The organism is Frigoribacterium sp. PvP054 (assembly GCF_040547465.1).
Classification (GTDB): Bacteria; Actinomycetota; Actinomycetes; order Actinomycetales; family Microbacteriaceae; genus Frigoribacterium.
In genome coordinates this window covers 171,596-195,672 of record NZ_JBEPPU010000002.1, presented here as the reverse complement: position 1 = coordinate 195,672, position 24,077 = coordinate 171,596, and the positions used below count along the sequence as shown (strand labels likewise).

Annotated in this window: 24 protein-coding genes; 15 read left to right on the top strand and 9 right to left on the bottom strand. The window is 73.1% G+C overall.

What is annotated here, in order from left to right; all coding sequences use genetic code 11:
- Nucleotides 1–9: 9 nt before the first annotated feature.
- From ABID81_RS03725 to ABID81_RS03710, 4 genes are read right to left on the bottom strand one after another with little or no spacing between them, the layout of a single operon-like run.
- The gene (locus ABID81_RS03725; RefSeq protein WP_354593480.1) at nucleotides 10–858 is read right to left on the bottom strand and encodes a carbon-nitrogen hydrolase family protein; all 849 of its coding nucleotides are present in this window, start codon (nucleotides 856–858) and stop codon (nucleotides 10–12) included.
- Between the two features lie 28 nt (nucleotides 859–886).
- A complete protein-coding gene (locus tag ABID81_RS03720; protein WP_354593479.1) occupies nucleotides 887–2,152 on the bottom strand; it encodes an MSMEG_0569 family flavin-dependent oxidoreductase in 1,266 nt (421 codons plus the stop codon).
- Between the two features lie 32 nt (nucleotides 2,153–2,184).
- Nucleotides 2,185–2,520, bottom strand: a complete 336-nt coding sequence (locus ABID81_RS03715) for an MSMEG_0570 family nitrogen starvation response protein (protein ID WP_354593815.1) — start codon at nucleotides 2,518–2,520, stop codon at nucleotides 2,185–2,187.
- Nucleotide 2,521: 1 nt separating this feature from the next.
- Nucleotides 2,522–3,412 (bottom strand): carbon-nitrogen hydrolase family protein, encoded by an 891-nt coding sequence (locus ABID81_RS03710; protein WP_354593478.1) that lies wholly within the window; start codon nucleotides 3,410–3,412, stop codon nucleotides 2,522–2,524.
- A gap of 258 nt (nucleotides 3,413–3,670) precedes the next feature.
- Between ABID81_RS03710 and ABID81_RS03705 the strand changes: the two genes are divergently transcribed.
- The 8 genes from ABID81_RS03705 to ABID81_RS03670 all read left to right on the top strand — a co-directional run bounded on the left by ABID81_RS03705 (nucleotide 3,671) and on the right by ABID81_RS03670 (nucleotide 11,711).
- Nucleotides 3,671–4,201, top strand: a complete 531-nt coding sequence (locus ABID81_RS03705) for an MSMEG_0572/Sll0783 family nitrogen starvation response protein (protein WP_354593477.1) — start codon at nucleotides 3,671–3,673, stop codon at nucleotides 4,199–4,201.
- Between the two features lie 12 nt (nucleotides 4,202–4,213).
- A complete protein-coding gene (locus ABID81_RS03700; RefSeq protein ID WP_354593476.1) occupies nucleotides 4,214–5,287 on the top strand; it encodes an MSMEG_0568 family radical SAM protein in 1,074 nt (357 codons plus the stop codon).
- A 1-nt stretch (nucleotide 5,288) separates the two neighbouring features.
- The gene (locus ABID81_RS03695) at nucleotides 5,289–6,743 is read left to right on the top strand and encodes an MSMEG_0567/sll0787 family protein (RefSeq protein WP_354593475.1); all 1,455 of its coding nucleotides are present in this window, start codon (nucleotides 5,289–5,291) and stop codon (nucleotides 6,741–6,743) included.
- Between the two features lie 142 nt (nucleotides 6,744–6,885).
- Complete coding sequence (locus tag ABID81_RS03690; RefSeq protein WP_354593474.1) at nucleotides 6,886–7,602, top strand: DedA family protein; 717 nt, start codon at nucleotides 6,886–6,888, stop codon at nucleotides 7,600–7,602.
- Nucleotides 7,603–7,711: 109 nt separating this feature from the next.
- Complete coding sequence (locus ABID81_RS03685) at nucleotides 7,712–8,608, top strand: hypothetical protein (RefSeq protein ID WP_354593473.1); 897 nt, start codon at nucleotides 7,712–7,714, stop codon at nucleotides 8,606–8,608.
- A gap of 124 nt (nucleotides 8,609–8,732) precedes the next feature.
- Nucleotides 8,733–9,743, top strand: coding sequence for an SDR family oxidoreductase (locus tag ABID81_RS03680; protein ID WP_354593472.1), 1,011 nt, complete (start codon nucleotides 8,733–8,735; stop codon nucleotides 9,741–9,743).
- Nucleotides 9,740–11,203, top strand: a complete 1,464-nt coding sequence (locus ABID81_RS03675; protein WP_354593471.1) for a phytoene desaturase family protein — start codon at nucleotides 9,740–9,742, stop codon at nucleotides 11,201–11,203. Before ABID81_RS03680 ends, ABID81_RS03675 begins: the two co-directional genes overlap by 4 nt.
- Before the next feature lie 52 nt (nucleotides 11,204–11,255).
- Nucleotides 11,256–11,711: an SRPBCC family protein gene (locus tag ABID81_RS03670; protein ID WP_354593470.1), complete on the top strand. Its 456-nt coding sequence runs from the start codon at nucleotides 11,256–11,258 to the stop codon at nucleotides 11,709–11,711.
- 77 nt (nucleotides 11,712–11,788) lie between these two features.
- Here ABID81_RS03670 and ABID81_RS03665 read toward each other — a convergent pair whose 3' ends face one another.
- The gene (locus ABID81_RS03665; protein WP_354593469.1) at nucleotides 11,789–13,471 is read right to left on the bottom strand and encodes a long-chain-fatty-acid--CoA ligase; all 1,683 of its coding nucleotides are present in this window, start codon (nucleotides 13,469–13,471) and stop codon (nucleotides 11,789–11,791) included.
- Between the two features lie 123 nt (nucleotides 13,472–13,594).
- On the opposite strand from ABID81_RS03665, the gene ABID81_RS03660 reads away from it, so the two are divergent.
- The 3 genes from ABID81_RS03660 to lepB all read left to right on the top strand — a co-directional run bounded on the left by ABID81_RS03660 (nucleotide 13,595) and on the right by lepB (nucleotide 16,213).
- Nucleotides 13,595–14,413, top strand: coding sequence for an SDR family oxidoreductase (locus ABID81_RS03660; RefSeq protein ID WP_354593468.1), 819 nt, complete (start codon nucleotides 13,595–13,597; stop codon nucleotides 14,411–14,413).
- Between the two features lie 130 nt (nucleotides 14,414–14,543).
- The gene (locus ABID81_RS03655) at nucleotides 14,544–15,461 is read left to right on the top strand and encodes an oxygenase MpaB family protein (protein ID WP_354593467.1); all 918 of its coding nucleotides are present in this window, start codon (nucleotides 14,544–14,546) and stop codon (nucleotides 15,459–15,461) included.
- Between the two features lie 116 nt (nucleotides 15,462–15,577).
- The gene (lepB, locus tag ABID81_RS03650; protein WP_354593466.1) at nucleotides 15,578–16,213 is read left to right on the top strand and encodes a signal peptidase I; all 636 of its coding nucleotides are present in this window, start codon (nucleotides 15,578–15,580) and stop codon (nucleotides 16,211–16,213) included.
- Between the two features lie 79 nt (nucleotides 16,214–16,292).
- Here lepB and ABID81_RS03645 read toward each other — a convergent pair whose 3' ends face one another.
- Both ABID81_RS03645 and ABID81_RS03640 read right to left on the bottom strand, forming a co-directional pair.
- A complete protein-coding gene (locus ABID81_RS03645) occupies nucleotides 16,293–17,987 on the bottom strand; it encodes a long-chain-fatty-acid--CoA ligase (RefSeq protein WP_354593465.1) in 1,695 nt (564 codons plus the stop codon).
- A gap of 87 nt (nucleotides 17,988–18,074) precedes the next feature.
- A complete protein-coding gene (locus ABID81_RS03640) occupies nucleotides 18,075–18,632 on the bottom strand; it encodes a TIGR03086 family metal-binding protein (protein WP_354593464.1) in 558 nt (185 codons plus the stop codon).
- A gap of 147 nt (nucleotides 18,633–18,779) precedes the next feature.
- Between ABID81_RS03640 and ABID81_RS03635 the strand changes: the two genes are divergently transcribed.
- Nucleotides 18,780–19,076, top strand: a complete 297-nt coding sequence (locus ABID81_RS03635; RefSeq protein ID WP_354593463.1) for a DUF6412 domain-containing protein — start codon at nucleotides 18,780–18,782, stop codon at nucleotides 19,074–19,076.
- A 77-nt stretch (nucleotides 19,077–19,153) separates the two neighbouring features.
- Nucleotides 19,154–19,906, top strand: a complete 753-nt coding sequence (gene yidC, locus ABID81_RS03630; RefSeq protein ID WP_354593462.1) for a membrane protein insertase YidC — start codon at nucleotides 19,154–19,156, stop codon at nucleotides 19,904–19,906.
- A 90-nt stretch (nucleotides 19,907–19,996) separates the two neighbouring features.
- Here the strand turns inward: yidC and ABID81_RS03625 are convergent, their stop codons facing one another.
- Nucleotides 19,997–20,548 (bottom strand): YceI family protein, encoded by a 552-nt coding sequence (locus tag ABID81_RS03625; protein ID WP_354593461.1) that lies wholly within the window; start codon nucleotides 20,546–20,548, stop codon nucleotides 19,997–19,999.
- A gap of 135 nt (nucleotides 20,549–20,683) precedes the next feature.
- Complete coding sequence (locus tag ABID81_RS03620; RefSeq protein ID WP_354593460.1) at nucleotides 20,684–21,688, bottom strand: aldo/keto reductase family protein; 1,005 nt, start codon at nucleotides 21,686–21,688, stop codon at nucleotides 20,684–20,686.
- 184 nt (nucleotides 21,689–21,872) lie between these two features.
- On the opposite strand from ABID81_RS03620, the gene ABID81_RS03615 reads away from it, so the two are divergent.
- Nucleotides 21,873–23,366, top strand: coding sequence for a glycosyltransferase (locus ABID81_RS03615; protein WP_354593459.1), 1,494 nt, complete (start codon nucleotides 21,873–21,875; stop codon nucleotides 23,364–23,366).
- 85 nt (nucleotides 23,367–23,451) lie between these two features.
- A complete protein-coding gene (locus tag ABID81_RS03610) occupies nucleotides 23,452–24,063 on the top strand; it encodes a GtrA family protein (protein ID WP_354593458.1) in 612 nt (203 codons plus the stop codon).
- Nucleotides 24,064–24,077 lie beyond the last annotated feature (14 nt).

The following is a 24,077-nucleotide window of genomic DNA, read 5'->3' as shown; positions in this document are numbered from 1 at the left end:
TGGGCCGGATCAGCGGGGGTCGACGGCGTACGTGCTCGGTGCGCGCTGCCGCAGGTGGTCCATCGTCCGGCGGGCCCGGGAGACGTCGCCGGTCACGTCGGCCGTGGCGACGGCGAGCCCGCCCTTCGCCCACGTCTTGGCGACGATCTCGCCGGCCGGGTCGACGACCTTGGCCTGGCCGAGGAACCGCAGGCCGCCCAGCACCCCCGTCTGGTTCGACGAGACGAGGTAGAGCTGGTTCTCGGCTGCCCGGGCGCAGTCGTACAGGTCGAACAGGTGGGCCTGCCGGTCGTTGCGCAGGCGGTCGGAGCGATCGGTGACGCTGGCCGGCCACGCGCTGAGGCAGGCGAGGATCTCGGCACCGCCGAGGGCGAGGGTCCGCGACGACTCGGGGAAGGTCTTGTCGAAGTCGATCATCATGCCCAGCCGACCGACGGGGGTGTCGAAGGGCTCGAAGGAGGATCCCGCGCGGTAGGCCTCCGACTCGCCGAGCGGCAGGTGCACCTTGCGGTGCGTGCCGAGGACGCGGCCACCCTGGACGCACACGGCGCTGTTGTAGCGCACCTCCGCGCCGTCGGCGAGCTCCCGTTCCGCGACGCCGAAGCAGACGGTCATGTCCCCGGCCAGTTCGGCCACGGCACGGACCTCGGGCCCGTCCATCTCGACCGCGGGCGGCAACGCCTCGGGCCCGGGGTGCACGAGGTCGAGCAGGTACCCGCCGACGGTCGCGTCGGGCAGCACGAGCAGGTCGACGCCGCGCTCGCGGGCCTGTCCGATCATGCCGGGCAGCTTCGCGAGGGTGCGCTCGACGTCGCGACCGAAGTGGGCGGCGACGGCACCCATCGTGATCTCGGCCATGGGCACAGGCTAGCCCGGCACCGCCGGGTCACCGGACGACGGCGTCCTCGGGCACCGCACCGTCGAGCACGGGTGGGTGTCCCGCCCGTGCGGCGATGCCGTCGGCCACGTGCTCGGCGTCCCGGGCGATCGCCTCGAACCGGCCGGAGCCCCAGGTGTGGAGCCAGGGCAGCCCGAGGAAGTACAACCCCGGCGACGTGGTCGTCCCCCGCTGATGGGTGGGGTGACCGGCTCCGTCGAAGACCCCGACCTGCACCCACGAGTAGTCGCTGCGGAACCCTGCCGACCACACGATGCTCGTGATGCCCGACCCGCGCAGGTCGAGTTCGGTGACCTCGGCCTCGGGCCGCCAGACGGGCACGTACCGCGGCTCCGTCGGGGCGTCGACGCCGGTCCGGTCGATGTGGCGGTCGATGTCGTCCTTGATGGACTCCATCACCGAGTCGGCGTGGTCGAGCGAGGCCTCGGCCGTGGGGCTGAAGGTCAGGCTCGTGCCGTCCGCCCCGGTGAGCCGGCCGTAGAGCCGCATGCCCTCGAGGGCGAACGCGCGCAGGTCGATGTCGCGCCCGCCGTCACGGCCGGTCATGTAGTGGTTCGTCGACTCGCGCTTCGTCAGCCCGCCGACCTGGGCGTGCACGGGCACGTCGTAGACGCCCATGTCGCTCAGCCAGGCGATGCAGTCGCGGCCGCGGTAGGACCGGGCGCAGCGCGGGGCCGAGCCCAGGGCGAGGTGGACGCGACGGCCGGCGAGGTGCAGGTCCTCGGCGATCTGGGCGCCCGACTGGCCGGAGCCCACCACGAGCACGTCGCCGTCGGGCAGGGCGTCGGGTGACCGGTAGTCGGCGGAGTGCAGCTGGACGACGTCCGCCGAGACCCCGGCGGCCACGGCGGGCAGCACGGGGCGGTGGTACCCGCCGGTGGCGACGACGACCTGGTCGGCGAACAGGGTGCCCTGGTCGGTCACCACCTCGTAGCCACCCGAGACCGCGTCGCGCAACCGCGTCACGAGCACGCCCTCGACGACGGGGGCGTCGGACTCGTCGGCGTACCGACGGAGCCAGGCGTGCACCTCGTCGCGGCGCATGAACCCGTGCGGGTCGTCGCCGTCGTACGCCTGGCCGGGCAGCACGCACTGCCAGTTCGGCGTCACCAGGGTGAAGGCGTCCCAGCGGCGGTCGAGCCAGTCGTGCGCGACCGTGTCGCGCTCGAGCACGACGTGGTCGACGCCCCGCCGGGTGAGGTGCCAGCTGACCGACAGGCCCGCCTGGCCGCCGCCGACGACGGCCACGGACACGTGCGTCCCGTCGACGACGCGGCGCGGCGCCGTCACGAGGCGGCCCCCGTCGAGGCGTCGGACGCAGGAGGCGCGGGCGCGGTCGCGAGCGCCGGCAGCGGTGGGTGCATCTCGAGGACCCGCACCGCGCCTCCTCGGTGCGTCGCCGCCGTGGCGACGATCTCGGCCTCCTGCTGCATCGCGGACGTGCAGGCGAAGCCGTAGGCGGCGGAGACCCGCTCGCTCGCGAGCCGGAGGGCCGTCGTCGAGCGGTCGACGAACTCGGCGAGCGGGTACTCGGCACCGGTGACGAGGTGGTCGTGCACCACGAGGCTGGGCGAGTAGCACGAGGTCTCGCTGCCGTCGGGCCAGCGCACCCGGAACGTCATCTCAGGCACGGGTCAGGCTCCTCTCGGGTGCGGCTTCGGCCTCGCCGGTGCGGTAGGCGTCGGGGCGGCGGTCGCGCAGGTGGAACATGCCGCCCCGCATCGCCCGGAAGGTGCCCTCGACGTCGATCTCGGCGACGGCGAGGCCCGCGTCGAGCAGGGTCGTCGCGAGCACGTTGCCCCCGGGGTCGACGACCTTGGCGTTGCCGACGTAGCGGAGCGAGCCGAAGGTGCCGGCCTGGTTCGAGGCGATCCAGAAGACCTGGTTGTCGAGGGCGCGGGCCTGGTCGAACAGGTTGAACCGGTACGTCCAGCGGTCGTCCTGGAGGTTCTCGGCGGTGGCCGTGCGCGCGACCGGCCAGGCCGACATGCTGACGATGATCTCGGCGCCGTCCATCGCCGACGAACGCGCTGCCTCGGGGAAGGCCTTGTCGTAGCAGATCTGCAGGCCGAGCCGGCCGACCGGGGTGTCGAAGGCCTCGTAGACGTCACCCGCCGAGTACGACATGGCCTCGCCCAGCGGCTGGTGCACCTTGCGGTACGAGCCGTAGATGCGTGAGCCGTCGAGGCAGACGGCGGCGTTGTAGCGCGTCTCGCCGTCGTCGGCCAGCTCGCAGAAGCCGATGCAGACGACCATGTCGCCGACGATCTGCTGCACGCGGCGCAGCTCGGGGCCGTCGAGGGCGATCGCCGGGGGCAGCGACCGCGAGGTGGTCTTCAGGGTGTCGCCGTGGTTGCCGAGCGACGAGAGGTACCCGCCGATCGCGGCCTCGGGGAAGGCGAGCAGCTGGACGCCGGCCTCACGGGCCTCGCGGACGAGGCTCTCGATGAGCGCGAAGTTCTGGTCGAGGTCTCGGGTGAAGTTCGCCGAGACGGCCGCGACGGTCGTTGCCATCGTGTCTCCTTGCGGTGCGTCGGTGGGACGGGGTGCGCAGGGGCCTGCGGTGCATCAAGTGAACGTCAGGACGTGTTTCGGATTGGTTACCGCCGGAATAAGAGATCGTTTCGCCGACCGGGGTCGCAATAGAGAGGTGCGCCGAGCCGCGCCGAAACAAAACGACGATCTTTCGTAATCCATCGGCAACACGACGACCGAAGACTCGTGCCAGATCGACCGGCAGTTCCTCATCCGACCCCGCAAGGAGCCCGCACCATGAGCGACATCGACTTCGACCAACAGATCCTCGACAACATCGAGACCAGCCGCGACGAGATCGCGCACCCGTCGCTGCCGAAGGGCAGCACCCTCTACGGATCGACGAAGATCTTCCCCGACTACACCGCCACGAAGGACGAGTACTACTTCCAGCTCGTCCACGGCATCGCCCACGAGTCGTCGGTGAGCTTCGTCGCCGTGCTCCAGGCGACCAGGGCCCTGCGGAAGGGCTTCACGAGCGTGCTGTACTTCTACGGCCCCGGCTCGATGAACTGCATCGCGAACCGGGGGTTCCCCACGACCGGCGCGGACGGGTTCCCCGGCGAGAACAACATCAACAACGCCCTCGAGACCTTCATCGCCGAGGGGGGCACCGTCTTCTGCTGCCGCTTCGGCCTGGCCCTGCACGGCAACCGCGAAGAGGACCTCATCGCCGGCGTGATCCCCTGTCACCCGCTCGACGTGCAGGACGCCGTGATCCACTACGCCCGCAAGGGCGCCATCATCAACAGCACCTACATGGTCTGAGCCGGTGCGCCCGTGACCATCACCAACGCCGGCGCCCTCTCGACCCGGGTCGACGTCGCCATCCGCGGCATCCGCGTCGCCGCGCCGGTGAACCGACAGGGAGGCGCGGGGCCGAGCGACGACGGACACGTCCTGTTCCAGGGGCTGCAGTCCGCGATCCCGCAGAACCAGGACAGCCCGTACCTCGTCGACGACGGCAGGCTGCTGCTGGACGGCGAGGACACCGGCATCGAGGTGTCCCCGGTCGACCGACCGCGGTTCTACGACCTCGCGACCGCCGACGGGGTGTCGTACGAGAAGATCGCGCGCCTCCACGGGGCCAAGGTGCTGGCGACCACCGTGGTGCAGACCTGCGTGCGCTACGACGAGGCCGAGCGCTGCCGCTTCTGCTCGATCGAGGAGTCGCTGAACTCGGGGTCGACCGTCGCCGTCAAGACCCCGGCGATGATCGCCGAGGTGGCCGAGGCCGCCTGGCGGCTCGACGGCGTCGAGCAGATGGTGATGACCACGGGCACGTCGAAGGGTCGCGACCGGGGGGCCACGCACCTCGCCCGCTGCGTCCGGGCGATCAAGGCCGCCGTGCCCGGGCTCGAGATCCAGGTGCAGTGCGAACCGCCCGGGAACCTCTCGACGATCACCGACCTGTACGAGGCCGGTGCCCGCTCGATCGGCATCCACGTCGAGTCGATGGACGACGCGGTGCGGCAGCGCTGGATGCCCGGCAAGTCGCGGGTGTCGCTCGACGAGTACCGTGCCGCCTGGCGCGAGGCCGTCCGCGTGTTCGGACGCAACCAGGTGTCGACGTACCTGCTCGTCGGCCTCGGCGAGGACCCCGACGAGATGGTCGCCGGGGCGCAGGAGCTGATCGAGATGGGCGTCTACCCGTTCGTCGTGCCGTTCCGCCCGTTGCGCGGCACGCTCGCGACCGACGTCGACGGGGCCACGGCACCGCACGGCTCCGTGCTGCACGACGTCACGTTCCGCGTCTCGCAGGCCCTCATCGCCGCCGGCATGAAGGGTTCGGACCAGACCGCCGGCTGCGCGGCGTGCGGAGCCTGCTCGGCGTTGCAGACGGCGGGCGGCTGACGTGGCGCTGCTCGACGTGCCCGCCCTGATGGGACCCCGGGTCGTGGCCCCGGCCGCGGAGTTCCTCGTGGTGCAGGCCGACGTGCGCGACCTCGACGCCTACCGGGCGCTGCGCCGCGCCGCGTTCGTCGACGAACAGGGCCTCTTCTCCGGCACCGACCGCGACGACCTCGACGACGATCCGCGAACCGTCGTGCTCGTCGCCCGGGCGGGCACCGAGGTCGTCGGCGGCGTCCGCCTGGCGCCGGTGGGCGCCCGTGACATCGGATGGTGGACGGGTTCGCGACTCGTCGTGGCGCCGGCGGCCCGCAGCGGACCCGGCGTCGGGTCGGCCCTCGTCCGGGCCGCGTCGGCACTCGCCGAGCAGCTCGGCGTCATCCGCTTCGACGCCACCGTCCAGGAGCGGTCGTCGGTGCTGTTCCGCCGACTCGGGTGGCAGGTGACGGGTCGGTGCGTGACGGGCGGGGTCGACCACCTGCGCATGCGCTGGCCGATCGACCGGTACCGACGCCTCGTCGACGCGACGAAGTCGATGCTCGAGACGGTGCTCGAACCGCAGACCGCCTGGGCCTCGTCACCCACCGGTGCCCTCGGGGGGAGCGGCTGGGTCGGCGACGACGGGGCACCCGTCCCCGGCACCGACGTCATCGCCGCCTGCGACGCGATCCTCCCGTCGATGGTCGAACGCGATCCCGAGTGGGCCGGCTGGTGTGGCGTGCTCGTCAACGTCAACGACCTCAGCGCGATGGGCGCGACCCCCGTCGGCCTGCTGGACGCGGTCGGCGGCCGTGACGCGGCGTTCGTCCGTCGCGTGCTGGCCGGACTGCGCCGCGGGGCCGAGGCCTGGGGCGTCCCGCTGCTCGGCGGCCACACGCAGGTGGGGGTGCCGGCCGCGCTCGGCGTGACCGCGCTCGGGCGGACCGACCACCCCGTGCCGGGTGGCGGGGGCCGCTACGGCGACGCCCTGAGCCTCACGGTCGACGTGTCCGGTTCGTGGCGCGACGGGCACCACGGCACCCAGTGGAATTCCACCGAGGGGCGTCGTGGCCCCGAGCTCCGCGACCTCGCCGGCACCGTCGCCCGGGCGAGGCCCGCCGCGGCCAAGGACGTCAGCATGGCGGGCATCGTGGGCACGGTCGGCATGCTCGCCGAGGCGAGCGGCTACGGGGCGGTCGTCGACGTCGCCTCGGTGCCGACACCGGGAGGCGCGGGTGGGGAGGCCGCCGACGTCACCATGGGTGACTGGCTGGGTTGCTTCCCGGGGTTCGGCATGCTCACCGCCGACCGGCCGGGCACCTCGCGGATGCACTCGCCGCACGCGGTGACGGCGGAGGTCGGCTCCCTCTCGCTCGAACGCGGAGTCCGGCTGCGCTGGCCCGACGGGGTCACCACGACCGCCGTGGGAGGTGCGGTCACGGGGCTCGGTCCGGCCGGTCCCGCCGTCCCCGCCGACTGACGTCGGGCCGACCCGTCCCGGCTGCGGGGGAGGAGTGTCCGGCGCCGACGGGGCGTTGTGGGCGGACGTGCAGGCTGCCCGGCCATACTCGGCACTGCCGATCCGCTGCGCCCCCGAGCGCCCGACCGACCACCTGGGACCCATGACCTCGACAGCCCCCGTCCTCCGCGCCTCCTCGTCCTCGAGTCAGGGCGTCGTCGCCGACCTCGACGGCCTCGTCGGGTTCGCCGCCCGCGTCATCGACGCCCTGGGCGAGTGGGGCGTCGCCCTGCTGACGTTCGTCGAGACGGTGTTCCCCCCGATCCCGAGCGAGGTCATCCTGCCGTTGGCCGGGTTCCTCGCGGGGGCCGGGTCGATGGACATCGTGCTGCTCGTCGCGCTCAGCACCCTCGGCGCGTACCTCGGCGCCCTCGTGCTCTACGGCCTCGGCGCGGGGCTCGGCCTCGACCGCAGCATCCGATGGCTGGCCAAGCTGCCGCTCGTCGACCGTCACGACTTCGAGAAGGCGGCCGGCTGGTTCGAGCGGCACGGGCGGTCGGCGGTGTTCTTCGGCCGGTTCATCCCGGGGGTGCGCAGCCTCATCTCGCTGCCCGCGGGCGCCGAGCGCATGCCCCTGCTCGTCTTCTCCCTGTTCACGATCATCGGCAGCGGCATCTGGAACGGCCTGCTGATCGGCCTGGGTGCGGCACTCGGCACCCAGTACGAGCTCATCGATCAGTACGCGAAGTACCTCGACTACGCGGTCTACGCGGCGATCGCGGGCGTCGTGGTGTTCCTCGTCGTGCGGTCGGTGCGTCGCCGACGGGCCGGCGTCGACGACGCGTCCCGTGACGCGGTCGATCAGGACGTTCGCGGCTGACGCCCCGGCCGCGTCCAGGCGGCGGGTCGGGTCGGTCCGTAGCGTGGGCCCCAGACCGACGTCGCACCACGCGTGCGTCCCCGAGCACACGAACCGACAGGACACCGCCATGGGATTCCTCGACCGACTCCTCGGCCGCGAGCCGAAGCAGGGCCAGCCGCAGCAAGGCCAGCAGCAGGCCTACCCGCAGGGCTACCAGTACGGGCAGCAGAGCTACGAGCAGCCCGCCGCCCCGCAGCAGGGTCAGGCACCGCAGGGCTACGCCCAGCAGCAGGGCTACGGCCAGGCCCAGGGCTACGGCCAGCAACAGGGCTACGGCCAGGCCCAGGGCTACGGCCAGCAACAGGGCTACGGCCAGCAGCCCACGGGAGCGCCCGCCGGCGGGCCCGCTCGCAGCGACGACGAGATCGCCGTCGAGCGCTACCGCTACCTGCTCAAGACCGCCCCGCCCGAGACGATCGAGCAGGTGCACGCCGAGGCGTTCGCGAAGCTCAGCCCCGAGCAACGCCGCCTCGTCTTCGACCAGCTGACGGCCGAGTCGAGCCCCGGCGAGGCGCCACGCGGCGACGACGCCGGCTCGCTCGCCCAGGCCGCGACCCGGTCCGAGCTGCGCCGACCGGGCAGCCTCGAGCGCACCCTCGGCGGAGGCCCGAACGGCCAGCAGCAGGCGGGCCAGAACGGTCAGCCGATGCGTCAGGGCCCCGGCATGGGGTCGATCATCGGCGGGTCGATCCTCGGCACCGTCGCCGGCTACGTCATCGGGTCCACCCTGATGAGCGCGTTCCTGCCCGACGCCGGCGCGACGGCCGACGGAGGCGCGGGTGACGACGCCGGCGCCGACCAGGGTGCCGACGGCGACGGGGGAGCGGACGGCGGTGCCGACGCCGGCACCGAGACGGCGAGCGACGGCGGCGGCGACGTCGGCGCCGACACCGGCGACGACTTCGGCGGCGGCGACTTCGGTGGGGGCTTCGGCGACTTCGGCGGCGGCGACTTCGACATCTGAGACCCACCGTCCCCCGCGGTGACGGCGGCGTCCCCGACCTGGACGTCGGCCCGGGCCGGGCCCCTCGTCGCGGACTAGCGTCGAGGGTCCGCCCACCACCTGCCGTCAGGCCCCAGGGAGCACCATGACCAGCACCAGAGTCGCCGTCGTCACCGGAGGATCGGCCGGCCTCGGCCGGGCCACCGTCCGAGAGCTCGCCTCGCGGGGTTGGGACGTCGCGGTCCTGGCGCGGGGCCAGGACGGCCTCGACGGTGCCGTCCGCGACGTCGAGGCCGCCGGGCGCCGTGCCCTGGGCATCTCGACCGACGTGGCCGACCGGGCACAGGTCGAGTCGGCCGCCGACCGGGTCGAGGCCGAGCTCGGCCCCATCGACCTCTGGGTCAACGACGCCATGGTCGGCGTGTTCGGGGAGTTCCTCGAGACCGACCCCGACGACTTCGAGCGCGCCACGGCCGTCAACTACTTCGGTTTCGTCAACGGCACGCGCGCGGCCCTCTCGCGCATGGTGCCCCGCGACCGCGGCCACGTGATCCAGGTCGGCTCGGCCCTCGCGCACCGTGGCATCCCGCTGCAGGCGTCGTACTGCGGGGCGAAGCACGCCGTGCAGGGCTTCACCGAGTCGGTGACCACCGAGCTGATCCACGCGAAGAGCGCGGTGCGCATCAGCACGGTGGACATGCCGGCCCTCAACACGATCCAGTTCAACTGGGTGCGGTCGCGTCTGCCCGAGCACCCCCAGCCCGTCCCGCCGATCTTCGAGCCCGAGGTCGGGGCGCACGCCATCGCCGACGTCGCCGACAAGCCGCGTCGTCGCACCTGGCTCGGCGAGCCCACCGTCATGACGGTGCTCGGCAACCGGTTCGTCGCGAACGTCCTCGACGTCTACCTCGCGAAGAGCGGGTACTCGGGTCAGCAGGCGCCCGACAAGACCGAGCCCATGCTGCCCGACAACCTCTACGAACCCACGGCCGGCGACCAGGGGGCCCGCGGCATCTTCAGCGACCGCGCCCGCAGCATGAGCCCCCAGGTCTGGTACACCCGTCACCGTGCCCTCACCGTGGGCGCCGGGCTCGGGGCCGCCGTGGCCGCCACCGCCGCCGTCGTGGGCCGGGTGACGCGGGGCGGTCGCGCATGAGCGCCGCGCCCGAGGTCGACGCCGTCGTCGTCGGCGCGGGCCCGAACGGGCTCGCGGCGGCCGTCGTGCTCGCCCGGGCGGGCCTGCGCGTCGAGGTCGTCGAGCGGGCCGACACCATCGGCGGCGGCGCCCGCACCCAGGAGGCCACGCTGCCGGGCTTCCGTCACGACATCTGCTCGGCGGTGCACCCCATGGCGCTCGCGTCGGGCTTCTTCCAGCGCTTCCAGCTCGACCGGCGCATCGAGCTGAGGGTGCCCGAGATCTCGTACGCGCACCCGCTCGACGGCGGTCGGGCCGGCATCGCCTACCGTGACCTCGAGCGGACGGCCGACGGGCTCGGCGCCGACGGGGCCGCGTGGACGCGCCTCCTGAGGGGGCTCGTCGAGCGTGAGCCGCGCATGGCGAAGTTCACGATGCGCGAGCTCGTCCGCGTGCCCGACGACCCGGTGACCCTCGCCCGCTTCGGGCTCGCCGCGCTGTCGCAGAGCGGGCCGTGGTGGAACGCGGACTTCTCGGGCGACGAGGCCCCCGCCATGCTCGCCGGGGTCATGGCCCACGCCATCCGCCCGATGCCCAGCCTGTCGACCGCGGCCGCCGGGCTCGTCCTGGCCGTGCACGCCCACGCACGCGGCTGGCCGGTGCCCACGGGTGGCAGCCAGGCGATCGTCGACGCGATGGCGGACGACGTCCGAGCCCACGGAGGCACGATCACGACGGGCGTGGACGTCACGTCGATCGACCAGTTGCCCCGTGCCCGCGCCACGATCTTCGACACGAGCGCCCGGGCCCTGGCCGACATCGCCGGCAGCCGCCTGCCCGCCCGGTACGAACGGGCGCTGCGGCGCTTCCGGTACGGCAACGCCGCGGCCAAGGTCGACTTCGCCCTGTCGGGTCCCGTGCCCTGGGCGAACGACGAGGCCCGCCGCAGCCCCACCCTGCACCTCGGGGGCTCGAGGTCCGAGATCGCCTCGGGCGAGCACGACGTCGCGTCGGGCCGTCACGCCCGCACGCCCTACGTCCTGGTGGCCCAGGCCGGCGTGGTCGACGGCACGAGGGCACCCGAGGGGCAGCAGGCCCTCTGGGCCTACACCCACGTGCCCCGTGGTTCGACGGTCGACCAGACCGAGACCGTCATCGCGGGCATCGAGCGCTTCGCCCCGGGGTTCCGCGACACCATCCTCGCGACGCACAGCCGGACGGCCGTCGAGCTCGAACGGCACGACCCGAACTACGTCGGCGGCGACATCGCCTCGGGGGCGCCGAGCGTGTGGCAGCTCGCCGCCCGGCCGACGCTGTCACGCGAGCCGTGGCGGACGCCCACCCCCGGCATCTACCTGTGCTCGTCGTCGACGCCCCCCGGTCCGTCGGTGCACGGCCTCGGCGGGGCCTACGCCGCGCGCAGTGCGCTGAAGCACGAGTTCGGCATCGACCGTCTGCCCCACCTGGGCGTCGACGCCTGACGGTGGGCGCGCGCTGCGCGCGGACCGACCCGTTCACTGCCAGGATCGACGGATGAGCACGACGCACCGATTCATCGAGGCTTCTCCCCACGACGTCTTCGACGTGCTGAGCGACGGTTGGCTGTTCCCGAGCTGGGTCGTCGGTTCCGCGCGCATCCGCGAGGTCGACCTGACCTGGCCGAGCGTCGAGGCGACCATCCACCACTCGTTCGGCGTCTGGCCGCTCGTCATCGACGACGTGACGACGATCCTCGAGTGGGACCCTCCGGTCCGGGCCGTGTTCCACGCGAAGGGCTGGCCGATGGGCGAGGCCCGGGTCGAGATCGACGTCCGCAACCGCATGGGCGGGTGCTTCGTCACGATGGTCGAGTACGCCGTCGCCGGCCCCGGCCGCCTGGTGCCGAAACCCCTGATGGACCCTCCGTTGCACTGGCGCAACAAGGAGGCACTGCAACGCCTGGCCTGGCTGGCCGAGGGGCGCGTGACCGACCGCGTCTCGCCCAGCTGACCCGCGCCTCCCGGACCTTCGTCCGCCGGCCGCACCCGCGCCTCGGCCCGCACGGCGGGGGAGGCGCGGGTGCGGTGTCAGCGCTCGGCGAGCGAGTCGCGCACCTTGCGCCGCAGCACCTTGCCGATCAGCGACTTGGGCAGGTCGTCGACCACGACGATGCGGCGCGGCACCTTGTAGGGCGTGAGGTGCCCGCGCGCGAAGGTGCGGAGGGCCGCGACGTCGACGTGGGCGCCGGGCTTGGTGACGATCGCGGCGGCCACCTGCTCGCCGCCCGGGGTCGGCAGCCCGACGACGGCCGCCTCGGCGACGCCCTCGAACCGGGTCAGCACCTCTTCGACCTCGGAGGGCGAGACGTTGAACCCGCCGGTGATGATGAGCTCCTTGATGCGGTCGACGATGCGCACGAAGCCGTCGTCGTCGATCGTCACGATGTCGCCGGTGCGGAACCAGTCGCCGTCGACGAAGACCTCGCCCGACTCCTTCGGCTTGCGGTAGTAGCCGCTGAAGACCTGCGGGCCCCGCACGATCAGCTCACCGCGGTCGCCCGCGGGCACGTCGACCGTGGGGTTCTCGGGGTCGACGACGCGGACCTCGGTGCCCGGCAGGGGCAGGCCGACCGTGCCGGCGCGTCGCGTGGGCCCCACGGGGTTGGCCATCAGCACGGGCGAGCACTCGGAGAGCCCGTAGCCCTCGACGAGCCACCCACCGGACTCGGCTTCCCACGGCTCGACGACGTCGGCCGAGAGCGGCATCGCGCCCGAGATCGCGACGTCGACGCCCTTCAGCGAGACGCCGGCGTCGTCCGCGGCCTTCTGGAGGCGGGCGTAGATCGGCGGCACGGCGGGCAGGAAGGTCGGGGGGTGCTTCTTCATCACCTTGAGCACGAGGGCCGGATCGAAGGCCGGGAACAGCACGAGGCGCGCGCCCATGCTCATCGCGAAGGTCAGACAGAGCGTCAGGCCGTAGGCGTGGAACATCGGCAGCACCGCGTAGACCACGCAGGTGCCGCGCTCGATGGTGGGCACCCAGGCCTGTGCCTGGGCGGCGTTGGCGAGCAGGTTGTGGTGCGTCAGCTGGGCGCCCTTCGGCGTGCCGGTCGTGCCGCTCGTGTACTGGATGACCGCGAGGTCGTCGGTGGTCGGTCGCGGGTGCTTCGCCTTGATGCGGGACGAGCCCACGACCTTCTCCCACGGGGTGGTGCCCGACACCGTGGTCGTCAGGCGCTCGCGCGACTCGCGGGCCTTCTTGACCGGCAGGGCGAGGGCGACCCGCGTGGTGAGGGGCATGGCCCGGGTGACGTCGACCGAGACGAGGTGCTCGACGGCGACGTCGGCCGGGAACGCCTGGATCGTCTCGACCACCTTGTTCCAGGCGATGGCGACCTTCGCGCCGTGGTCCTCGAACTGGTGGCGCAGCTCGCGGGGCGTGTAGAGCGGGTTGTGCTCGACGACGATCGCGCCGAGACGGAGCACCGCGTAGAAGGCGACGACGTGCTGCGGGCCGTTCGGCAGCACGATGGCGACGGTGTCGCCGTGCCCGACGCCGAGCTTGCGCAGGCCCTCGGCGGCCCGGGCGATCTGGTCCACGAGCTCGGAGTAGGTCGTGGTCGACCCGAAGAACTCGAGCGCCACCGCCTTCGGGTAGCGCGCCGCCGAGGCCTCGACCAGGTCGAGCAGCGAGCCGTCGACCGGTTCGAGGTCGTGCGGCACGCCGGGTGCGTAGGAGTCGAGCCAGGGACGAGCGCTGTCGGTGGTCACCGGGCCACTCTATCGACCCGCCGGGCGTACCCCGTCGGCTCGGTGCGCGCTGGCAACCTGACCCAGGCCGGGAGGCGCGGCGCAGCATGGTCATCGACATCACGAAGAGAGGAACGACACATCGTGAGCAAGGTCTGGTTCATCACCGGTGCATCCAAGGGCTTCGGCCGCGAGTGGGCCGAGGCGGCCCTCGAACGCGGCGACAAGGTCGCGGGCACCGCACGCAAGATCGACGACGTCACCCCGCTGGTGGAGGCGTACGGCGACGCCTTCCTGCCCGTCCAGCTCGACGTGAACGACCGCGAGGCCGACGTCGCGGCCGTCCAGCAGGCTGCCGAGCACTTCGGTCGCCTCGACGTCGTCGTCAACAACGCGGGCTTCGGCCACTTCGGCATGATCGAGGAGATCACCGAGGACGAGGCCCGCGCCCAGCTCGAGACGAACCTGTTCGGCGCCCTCTGGGTGTCGCAGGCCGCGCTGCCGATCATGCGCGAGCAGGGTTCGGGGCACATCGTCCAGGTCTCGAGCATCGGCGGCATCAGCGCCTTCCCGACGGTCGGCATCTACCACGCGTCGAAGTGGGCCCTCGAGGGCTTCAGCCAGTCGATGGCGCAAGAGGTCGCCGGCTTCGGCATCAAGGTGACCCTGGTCGAGCCCGGTGGGTTCTCGACCGACTGGTCGGGGCCGTCCGCCTCGCGCAGCGACGAGCTCGAGGCTTACGCCGAGGTGCGCGAGGCCGCGTCGAAGCGTCCGTCGGCCGCCGACCCGGGAGACCCGAAGGCCACCCGCGCAGCGATCCTCAAGGTCGTCGACGCCGACGAGCCGCCGTTGCGCATCTTCTTCGGCAAGGCTCCGCTCGAGATCGCGACGAAGGACTACGAGTCGCGTCTGAAGACGTGGAACGAGTGGCAGCCCGTCTCGGTCGAGGCGCACGGGAACTGACGCCCGTCGTCGCCACGCACGCCGCGCCTCCTGCCCCCGCTCCGGGGTGCGGGAGGTGCGGCGTCCGTCTGCCGGGACGGCCCGCCCCGCCTGCCGCGAGCGTCCAGCTTCCGCGGCGCATGATCGAGGCATGCCCGCACTGACCGAACCGCTCCGCGCCCGCCTGCAGTACACCTTCAACGGGCAGTACACGGGCACGCCCGCGTGGGTCACCGACCTCGAGAAGGGCGACGACGAGGGGTTCTTCCTGCCCGGCTCGGCGGTCTGGGCCGTGCACGGCGCCATGTCGACGATCCCGGCCGGCGTCCGCGCCCTGCTCGTGCAGGCCCTGCACCCGGGGGCGCTCGCCGGCGTGCACGACCACTCGCGCTTCCGCGAGGACCCCCTCGGGCGCCTGGCCGGCACGATCCGCTGGATCTACACCGTCTCGTACGGCAGCCGTGAGGCCGCCACCCACGCGTCGAACTGGGTGTCGCGCCTGCACACGAAGGTGGTCGGCAGCTACGAGGACCGGAACGGCGTGAGCCACGACTACGCCGCGAACGACCCCGAGCTGCTCAGCTGGGTGCACATGGCGTTCGCCGACTCGTTCCTGGCCGCCTACCTCGAGTGGGGTCGCGAGCCCGTCCCCGGCGGGCCCGACGCGTACGTCCGCGAGTGGGCGACGGCGGGCGAGTTGATGGGCGTGCCGAACCCGCCGCGCACCGTCGCCGAGATGCAGCAGCAGCTGATGGACTTCGACCGCCGGGGCGTGCTCGAACGGACGGCCCGCACCGACGACGTCGTGAGGTTCATCAAGCGGCCGCCGCTCTTCCCCGCCCTGAAGGTCGGCTACCCGGTGCTGTTCAACGGCGCGGTCGGCACGCTGCAGCCGCGATTCCGCAAGCTGCTCGGCCTGCGGGCACCGCACGTCGGGCCGGTCGACCTGCCGACCCGGGCGCCCGCCCAGGCCATGCTCGCGGGCGTCGGGGGAGTCCTGGGCAAGCGCCCTGTCGCCGAGGAGCACGCCCTGGCCCGACTCGAGCGCATCGGCTGGTCGGCCTCCTGAGCCCGGCCCGGCGGGCCGTGCGCCCCTGGGCGCCGACCGGCGGGGTCGCGTGGCGGTGTCGCACGGCCCCCTGACCGGGGAGGGCGGGGGCGGACGGCCGCTGGCAGGATGAGCCGGTGACCGGAGCCCACCCCCTCGCCGACGCGACCGACGCCGGTGACTCGACCCCCGCCTCCTCGGCCCGCGCGACGAGACGGTGGCTGCTCGAGCTGCTGGCGATCGTGCTCGTGGGGCTGCTGCTGTCGTGGGGCGTCCGGTCGTTCCTGGTGCGCAGCTTCTCGATCCCCTCGGGGTCGATGGAACGGACGCTGATGATCGGCGACCGCATCCTCGTGAACGAGCTCGCCCCGCGCTTCCTGCCGCTGCACCGGGGCGACGTGGTCGTCTTCGAGGACCCGGGCGGGTGGCTCGGCTACGGCGACGCCGCCGGGCAGGACCTCGTCAAGCGCGTCGTCGGGCTGCCGGGCGACCACGTCAGCTGCTGCGACGCCGACGGCCACGTGCTGGTGAACGGCGAACCGCTCGACGAGCCCTACCTCACGCTCGTCGACGGCGGCCCGCGGGCCTCGGCCACCGACTTCGACGTGACCGTGCCCGAGGGGGCGCTGTGGGTGCTCGGCGACAACCGCGACCGGTCGGCCGACTCGCGTGCGCACCAGACCGGGCCCTACGAGGGGTTCGTCCCCGTGGCCGACGTCATCGGCCGCGCCTTCGTCGTCGCGTGGCCGGTCGACCGGTGGCAGCGGCTCTGACGCGGCCGACCCACCCGCCCCGCCGAGCAGCCCGCCCGACCAGCCCGCACCGCCGACCGTCCGGCCCGCCGGAGCGGGCTCAGCCGGCAGCGATGAGACGGTCGCGCACCTCGCGGCGCAGCACCTTGCCGATCAGCGACTTCGGCAACTCGTCGAGCCGCACGACCCGACGCGGCACCTTGTAGGCGGCGAGCTGGCCGCGGGAGGCGTCGCGGATCGCCTCGGCGTCGAACGCCGCCCCCGGTTCGAGGACGACGGCCGCCACGACGTCCTCGCCACCGCCCGGGCGGGGCAGGCCGACCACGGCGACCTCGGCCACGCCGGGTGCGTTCCGGACGGCCTCCTCGACCTCGGACGGTGCGACGTTGAAGCCTCCGGTGACGATGAGCTCCTTGATGCGGTCGACGATCGTGACGTAGCCGTCGGTGCTCATGGTGACGATGTCGCCGGTGCGGAACCAGCCCCCCTCGAGGAAGGCCTCGGCGGTCTCGTCGGGTCGGTTCCAGTAGCCGCGGAAGACCTGGGGCCCCCGCAGCAGGAGCTCGCCCGCGGCTCCGGCGACGACCGGGCGGCTCGGGTCGGGGTCGTCGCGGTCGACGACCATCGCCTCGGTCGAGGGGAACGGCACGCCCACCGTGCCGACGCGTCGGGTCGGGCCGATCGGGTTGCCGAGGGCGACGGGCGAGGTCTCGGTCAGCCCGAAGCCCTCGACGAGCAGACCGCCCGTGACGCCCTCCCAGGCCTGGACGACCGCGGTGGGCAGGTTCATGGCACCCGAGATGGCGAACCGGGCGCTCGACAGGTCGACGCCGCGCTCGCGCGCCGCGTCGGCCAGGCGCTGGTAGATGGGCGGCACGGCCGGCAGGAAGGTCGGCGGGTGCTTCTTCGCCGCCTTGAGCACGAGGTCGACGTCGAACTTCGGGAACAGCACCAGGCGCGCCCCGATGCTCATCGCGAAGGTGAGGCAGAGGGTCAGGCCGTAGGCGTGGAAGAACGGCAGGACGCCGTAGACGGTCTCGTCGCCGTCCACCAGGCCGGGCACCCAGGCCCGCCCCTGGGCGGCGTTGCTGCGCAGGTTGCGGTGCGTCAGGATCGCCCCCTTGGGCGAGCCGGTCGTCCCGCTCGTGTACTGCAGCAGGGCGATGTCGTCGATGTCGGGCCGGGGGTGCTTCTTGCGCAACGGACGGTTCGACAGCAGGCCCTGCCACGTGACGTCGCCCTCGGCGCCGTCGGTGAGGGCGGCCCGGCTCTTCTTCGCCGCGGGCACCGGCAGCTTGAGGGCCAGGCGCGTGCCGAGCGGCATGCCCTTCGTCACGTCGACCGACACGACGGTCGAGAACCCGATGTCGGCGGGCAGGGCGCGCAGGCGGTCGACCAGCTTGTCCCACGCGATGGCGATCGTGGCGCCGTGGTCCTCGAAGAGGTGCCGCAGCTCACGGTCGGTGTAGAGCGGGTTGTGCTCGACCACGACGGCGCCGAGGCGCAGCACCGCGTAGAACGCCACGACGTGCTGCGGGCTGTTGGGCAGGATCAAGGCGACCCGGTCGCCGCGACCCACGCCGAGCCTCCTGAGGCCCTCGGCCGCCCGGGCGACCTGGTCGCCCAGGTCGCGGTAGCTGGTCTCGCGTCCGAAGAACTCGAGCGCCGGCTTCTGCCGGTACGTCGACACGGCGTCGTCGATCAGGTCGACGAGGCTGCCCGTGACGGGCTCGATGTCGGCGGGGACGTCAGGGGCGTAGCTGTGCAGCCACGGGCGGGCGATCGGGTCGGTCATGGCACCACTGTGGCAGGGCCGGGTGATGAACCCCCGGGAGGCGCGGGTGGCGTGGTCGACGGGACGCGCGCCGGGGTGCCGGTCGGCTCAGCGGGCGTCGCGCCCGGTGAGCGCGAGCAACCGGACGCGCAGCGGGGCGTCGTCGTCGACGGGGACCGGCGACGCGAACAGCCCGGAGGCCTCGAGGGCGTCCTTCTGCGGTGCGAAGACGCCCCAGACGGCCTCGACGAGGTCGTCGTCGAGCTCTTCGTCGGTGCCGACGGCGCGCGCGAGGTCCCACGTGTGGATGGTCACGTCGGCGACCTGCTCGGCGAGGTACTCGTGGGCCGGCACGACGTCGGCGCTCAGCCGGACCTCGGCGTCGGGGTCGGCCCCACGCCAGGCGGCGGTGGCGGCACCCGACCAGCGGTGCCACGCCTCGACGAGGTCGTCGCCGAGCGGCTCGATCGAGTTCTCGGCCTCGGCGGGGTCGCCGCCCTCGAGCAGCAGGGGCACCCACTGCTGACCGCGCGTGACGTGGCGCACGAGGTCGCGCACCGTCCACTCGGTGTCGGGCGTGGGGGCGTCCCAGTCGGCCACGGCCTCGACCCGGCGGGCGAACTCGTCGTGGGCGGTCTTCTGCAGGGTGATCCAGTCGACGGTCATCGGGGGTCCTCTCGGGTGGGGCGGTGTCACCGGGCGACAACCACGGGCCGCGCCGGGTTGTTCCTCGGGCCGGTGTGCGCGCCGTGGTCGTCCCGAGGCTGCCCCGCCGCCCTCGTGGAGGGGGGTGGCGCGGGGTAGTGTCGGGGCATGACCCCCGGCCTCTCGATGCTCGCACCGCTCGTGGCGTTCGTCGAGGCCGTCCTGTCGTCCGGCGGGGCCCCGCTGTCCGCGGTCGTGCTCGTCGGCCTGCTCGGCGCCGCGACGGCCGTGGTCGCGCTGGGCGTCGCCCGTGTCGTGTCGACCCTCTGCGGGCTGGCGGCGGCGGTGCCCGAGGTGACGCTCCGCGAAGGGGCCGACACGCGCCTCCTCGTCTGGCGCCGCGACCCCGACGCCCGCGGGCACGTGCGGTCACGAGCGCCGGGGCGGGCCGTCCCGGCCGCCTGAGCGCCTCCGCGCCCGCGTCGTCCCGACGCCCTCGGCGGCCAGAAGACACCCACCGTCTCTCTGACCGAGGAGTCCGCATGGACCTGTCCACCCTCCACCCGATCGCCGTCGTCCTCGACGGCCTGCAATCGCTCGTCACCACCCTCGGCGTTCTCGTCGAGCCCGTCGCGGGGGCGTCCGCCGCCGCCCTCGGCGTGGTGCTGTTCACCCTGCTCGTGCGTCTCGTGCTCGTGCCGGTCGGCGTCTCGCAGGTGCGCGCCGAGATCGCCCGACGCCGCCTGGCCCCGGCGATCGCCGACCTGAACCGGCGCATCGCCGACCCCGAGGCGCGGTCCAAGGCGCTCACGGCGCTCTACGCCTCCGAGAAGGTCTCGCCGTTGGCCGGGTGCCTGCCGACGCTCGCGCAGGCGCCCGTCCTCACCGCGGTGTACTCGCTCTTCGCGCACTCCGAGATCGCCGGTCACGCGAACGCCCTGCTGTCGCACACCCTCGGGGGCGCGGCCCTCGGCGCCAACCTCGTCGTCACCCTCGGGACGGGCCTCACAGCCATCTGGCCGTACCTCGTCCTGCTCGTCCTGCTCGCGATCGTCGTCGAGCTGAGCCGGCGCGCCACCCTGCGCTTCACGGGCGCCGGGGCGAGCCCGTCGGCGGGTCGGGGGCGAGGGCAGGAGGCGCCGGTCGGCACGGCGGGCATGGTGCGCTGGTTGCCGTTCGTCAGCGTGGCCTTCGCCGCGTTCGCGCCGCTGGCCGCCGGCCTCTACCTCGTGACGAGCGCGGCGTGGACGCTGGGGGAGCGGGCCGTGCTGCGCCGGGTGCTCGCGACGGACTGATCGGCGGGCGGGCCCGGCCCGTGACCCGCCGCACGCGGAAGGGCCCGCCCTCGCCGTGCGAGAGCGGGCCCTTCCCGGTGCCGTGGCTGCCTACGCGGCGAGCGTGAACTGGATCTCGAGCGTGACGGTGACGTCGTTGCCGAGGGTGAACCCGCCGGCCTCGAGGGCGGCGTTCCAGGTGACGCCGAACTCGGTGCGGTCGATCTTGGTGGTGGCCGAGAAGCCGAGCTTGGTCTGGCCGTAGCCGTCGACGACGAGGCCGCCGAACTCGCTCTTCAGGGTGACGGGCTTGGTGACGCCGCGGAGGGTCAGGTCGCCGTGCACGAGGAACGAGTCGTCGCCCTTCTCCTCGATGCTGGTCGACACGAAGGTCATCTTGGGGTGCTCTTCGGCGAGGAAGAAGTCGCCGGTCTGCAGGTGACCGTCGCGGTCCTTCTGGTTGGTGTTGACCGACGCCACGTCGATCGACGCGGTGACCTTCGAGGCGGTGTGGTCCTCGGCGGTGACGAGCGAGGCGTCGAACGACTCGAACGAGCCCTTGACCTTGCTGATGGCCAGGTGACGGACGCTGAACGAGACCTCGCTGTGGGTGGGGTCGAGGTTCCAGGTGCCGGCGGGGATCTTCTCTGCGGTGATGCTCATGGTGTTCTCCTGAGTGTGTGAGGTCGAGGTCGATGACGTGTCATCGAAGCTGGTACGAGTATATGCAAGCGCATCCAGTAGGACAACATTCCCGTCGTGTCGGGAGGTGTCCGACCGGGGTCGGAGGTGCCGTGCTCAGGCCGGGCGACGTTCGGGCGAGACGGTCTTCGAGGGGTCCTTCTCCGCCAGGTCGCCGAGGGCGTCGTCGATCCGGGCCATGACGTCGGCGGGCAGGGTGACGCCCGCCGCCTTGACGTTGTCGGCGACCTGCTCGGGGCGGGACGCCCCGATGATGGCCGAGGCCACGTTGTCGTTCTGCAGCACCCAGGCGATGGCGAGCTGCGCCATCGACAGCCCCAGGTCGGCCGCGACGGGTTCGAGCTTCGCGACCCCGGTGAGGACCTCGTCGGTGAGGAAGCGCTTGATCGAGTCCGCGCCTCCCTTGTCGTCGGTGGCCCGGCTACCCGCGGGCAGCTCGGCGCCCGGCTTGTACTTGCCGGTCAGGACGCCCTGCGCGACGGGCGACCAGACGATCTGCCCCACGCCGTGGCGCTTGCTCGCGGGCACGACGTCGGCTTCGATGACGCGCCAGAGCATCGAGTACTGCGGCTGGTTCGAGATGAGCTGGATGCCGTGCTGCACCGCGAGCTCGTGCCCGGCGCGGATCTGCTCGGCCGTCCACTCGCTGACCCCGACGTAGAGCGCCTTGCCGGCCCGGACCACGTCGGCGAACGCCTGCATGGTCTCTTCGAGCGGGGTCTCGTGGTCGTACCGGTGGGCCTGGTAGAGGTCGACGTAGTCGGTGCCGAGCCGACGGAGCGACCCGTCGATCGACTCGAGGACGTGCTTGCGGCTGAGGCCGACGTCGTTGTGGCCGCGGGGCCCGGTCGGCCAGTAGACCTTCGTGAAGATCTCGAGGCTCTCGCGACGCTCGCCCTTGAGCGCGTCGCCGAGCACCTGCTCCGCCGCCGTGTTCGCGTACGCGTCGGCGGTGTCGAAGGTCGAGATGCCGGCGTCGAGGGCGGCACGGACGCACTGCGTCGCCACGTCGTTCTCGACCTGGGACGCGTGCGTCAGCCAGTTGCCGTAGGTGATCTCCGAGATCTTGAGTCCGCTGTCGCCGAGGTGTCTGAATTCCATGGCCCCACGCTACGCGCCCCGGTGGTCGGGGTGAGGGGGTGTGCGGTCGACTCTCGTGGCGTACAGTGACGATTCATCAGGTCGTGTCCCCCGCCTGGGGGACATGACGTGTCGGACGCCGCCGTCCCACCCCGGGGCAGGCATCCGAGGCTCCTGCAGACCCGACCCCGACTGGAGCACCACCGTGACCTCCGACCCGACCCTGGCGGCGCCCGGCCCCGTGCTGACGCCGACGCTGCCGGCGACCCCGACGCCCTTCGCGCCGAACCGCGGCGGCTCGCCCACGGGCTCGGTCGACGGCGTGGCGGCGACCCTGCCGTGGGCGGACTGGTCGAGCGTGCAGTGGGTCGGCGTCGTCGTGCTCGCCGTCCTCGTCGCCCTCGCGGTCGTGCTGTCGCTCCGCCGCACGGCCCGACGGCTGTACCTCGTCCGCGAGCAGGAGGAGCTCGGCCACCGTGACCTCGACGGGCCCGTGCTGCCCGCCGCCCACTCGTTCACGGCCCTCGTGCCGGCGCTCGGGCCCGCCGGCCTGGCCGTGACCCTCGACCTGCTGGCGCGGCAGCAGCACCCCGACGTGCACGTCCTCGTGGCGGTCGACCCCGACGACCGCCTGACGTACGACGTCGCCACGTCGGCCGTCCGCCGTCACCCCGGACGGGTCCGGATCGTCGCCGCGCGACGCTCGGCCGGCCCGTCCCCGACCGTGGCGTCGTCGCTGGCCGACGCACTCGCCGCGGTGGGTGACGGGGTCGTGGGCGTCTTCTCGCCCGGGGACCGCCCGCACCCGCGGCTCTTCGCCCTCGTCGACTCGGTCCTGACCCGCACCGACGCCGACGCGGTGCAGCACGCCAGCCGCCCGGCCCTCGAACCGTCGCCGTGGTGGTCGCCCCGGTCGGCGGTCGACCGCTGGTGGTGGGCCCGGTCGGTCGTCCGCTCCCACGGACGCGCCGGTTTCGTCCCGTTGTCGGACAGCACGCTCTTCGTCCGCCACTCGTGGCTCGCCTGGGCGGGTGGGTGGGATGCGTCCTGCGTCGAGGCGGGGCTCGACCTCGGCGTCCGCATGACCGTCGCCGGAGCCCGCGTCGTCGTCGCCACGTCGCCCGGCACGACCACCGTCGAGCGGGCGCCCGGGGGTCTCGGCGACCTGTTCCGTGCCCGGACGAGAGCGGTCAGGGGGTGTCTGCAGGTGCTCGGCAAGGGTGACTGGCGACGGCTGCGGCCCAAGGCGAGGCGCCGGGCCCTCGGCGTGCTCACCGACCCCCTGCTGGACGCCGCCACGACCGTCGTGGGCGCGGCGGTCCTCGCGTCGACCGTCGCGGTCGGGGCGCCGGCCCTCGTCGTCGCCCTCGCCCTCGTGCCCGTGCTGCCGGCCGCCCTGGCCCAGCTGCTGGACGTGGGCGCGACCACCGAGGTGGCCGCCGAGCAGGGGAGGCGCGCGACGGCCCGGGAGCGCCTCCTCGTGGTCGTCGGCACCGTGCCCGGCCGACTGGTGACCCTGGCCGCCGTCGTCGCGGCGATCGCGGCCGAACTCGGGGGCACGGGTGCGCGGGCGACCGAGGCGGCACCCCTGCCGGCGCCCGGACCGGAGCCGGCGACGGCCCCGGCGACGGCCCCGGCGGCGACGGCCGCGGCGCTGAGCGTCCGGCCCGGCCGGGTCGACGAGCCCGTGACGAGATGAACGGCAGATGTCGCCCACCTGGCAGTTGACCCAGACGGGCGTACCCCGACCAAACCGATCTGCCGACGCCCCCCGAACCGGTGACATGCCCGAAACCGAGTACCCCGTCCGGGGGGCGCGTCCCGACCGTGCCGCCTCGACGAACCCGACACCACCCCTGCGCCTCGTCGCCCGGGTGAAGGAGCTCGCGACCTTCGGCGCCGTGGGCGGCATCGCCTTCGTCGTCGACGTCGGCGTCTACAACCTGTTGCGCTCGACCCTGCTCGACGACAAGCCGATCGGGGCCAAGGTCCTGTCGGTGGTCGTCGCGACGGTCGTCGCCTGGTTGGGCAACCGGTACCTCACCTTCCGCGGGGGCCGCAACCAGGCCGTCGTCCGCGAGGCGATCACCTTCGGCCTCGTCAACGTGGGCGGCCTGCTGGTCGCCTCGGCCTGCCTGTTCGTCTCGCACTACGTGCTGGGCTTCACGAGCCAGCTCGCGGACAACGTCGCGGCGAACGGCGTCGGGCTCGTGCTCGGCACCGTGTTCCGGTACCTCGCGTACCGCCATCTCGTCTTCCGCGGCTCGCCCGCGGTCGCCTCCTCGACCGACGCCCCCGAAGCGTCGGCCGCGCTCGCCACCGTCGTCGGCCCCGTGCCGATCGACGACCCCACCCGACAGAACACCCCGCAGGGCCACCTGCACCCGACCCACTGACTGGAGAGTGATCC

Coding starts and splice junctions, on each gene's coding strand:
- ABID81_RS03715 (WP_354593815.1), bottom strand. CDS start 2,520: ATGACGTTCCGGGTGCGCTGGCCCGACGGCAGCGAGACCTCGTGCTAC.
- ABID81_RS03635 (WP_354593463.1), top strand. CDS start 18,780: ATGACCCCCGGCCTCTCGATGCTCGCACCGCTCGTGGCGTTCGTCGAG.
- ABID81_RS03625 (WP_354593461.1), bottom strand. CDS start 20,548: ATGAGCATCACCGCAGAGAAGATCCCCGCCGGCACCTGGAACCTCGAC.
- ABID81_RS03620 (WP_354593460.1), bottom strand. CDS start 21,688: ATGGAATTCAGACACCTCGGCGACAGCGGACTCAAGATCTCGGAGATC.
- ABID81_RS03680 (WP_354593472.1), top strand. CDS start 8,733: ATGACCAGCACCAGAGTCGCCGTCGTCACCGGAGGATCGGCCGGCCTC.
- ABID81_RS03690 (WP_354593474.1), top strand. CDS start 6,886: ATGACCTCGACAGCCCCCGTCCTCCGCGCCTCCTCGTCCTCGAGTCAG.
- ABID81_RS03610 (WP_354593458.1), top strand. CDS start 23,452: ATGCCCGAAACCGAGTACCCCGTCCGGGGGGCGCGTCCCGACCGTGCC.
- ABID81_RS03710 (WP_354593478.1), bottom strand. CDS start 3,412: ATGGCAACGACCGTCGCGGCCGTCTCGGCGAACTTCACCCGAGACCTC.
- ABID81_RS03725 (WP_354593480.1), bottom strand. CDS start 858: ATGGCCGAGATCACGATGGGTGCCGTCGCCGCCCACTTCGGTCGCGAC.
- ABID81_RS03645 (WP_354593465.1), bottom strand. CDS start 17,987: ATGACCGACCCGATCGCCCGCCCGTGGCTGCACAGCTACGCCCCTGAC.
- ABID81_RS03685 (WP_354593473.1), top strand. CDS start 7,712: ATGGGATTCCTCGACCGACTCCTCGGCCGCGAGCCGAAGCAGGGCCAG.
- ABID81_RS03640 (WP_354593464.1), bottom strand. CDS start 18,632: ATGACCGTCGACTGGATCACCCTGCAGAAGACCGCCCACGACGAGTTC.
- ABID81_RS03675 (WP_354593471.1), top strand. CDS start 9,740: ATGAGCGCCGCGCCCGAGGTCGACGCCGTCGTCGTCGGCGCGGGCCCG.
- yidC (WP_354593462.1), top strand. CDS start 19,154: ATGGACCTGTCCACCCTCCACCCGATCGCCGTCGTCCTCGACGGCCTG.
- ABID81_RS03670 (WP_354593470.1), top strand. CDS start 11,256: ATGAGCACGACGCACCGATTCATCGAGGCTTCTCCCCACGACGTCTTC.
- ABID81_RS03705 (WP_354593477.1), top strand. CDS start 3,671: ATGAGCGACATCGACTTCGACCAACAGATCCTCGACAACATCGAGACC.
- ABID81_RS03655 (WP_354593467.1), top strand. CDS start 14,544: ATGCCCGCACTGACCGAACCGCTCCGCGCCCGCCTGCAGTACACCTTC.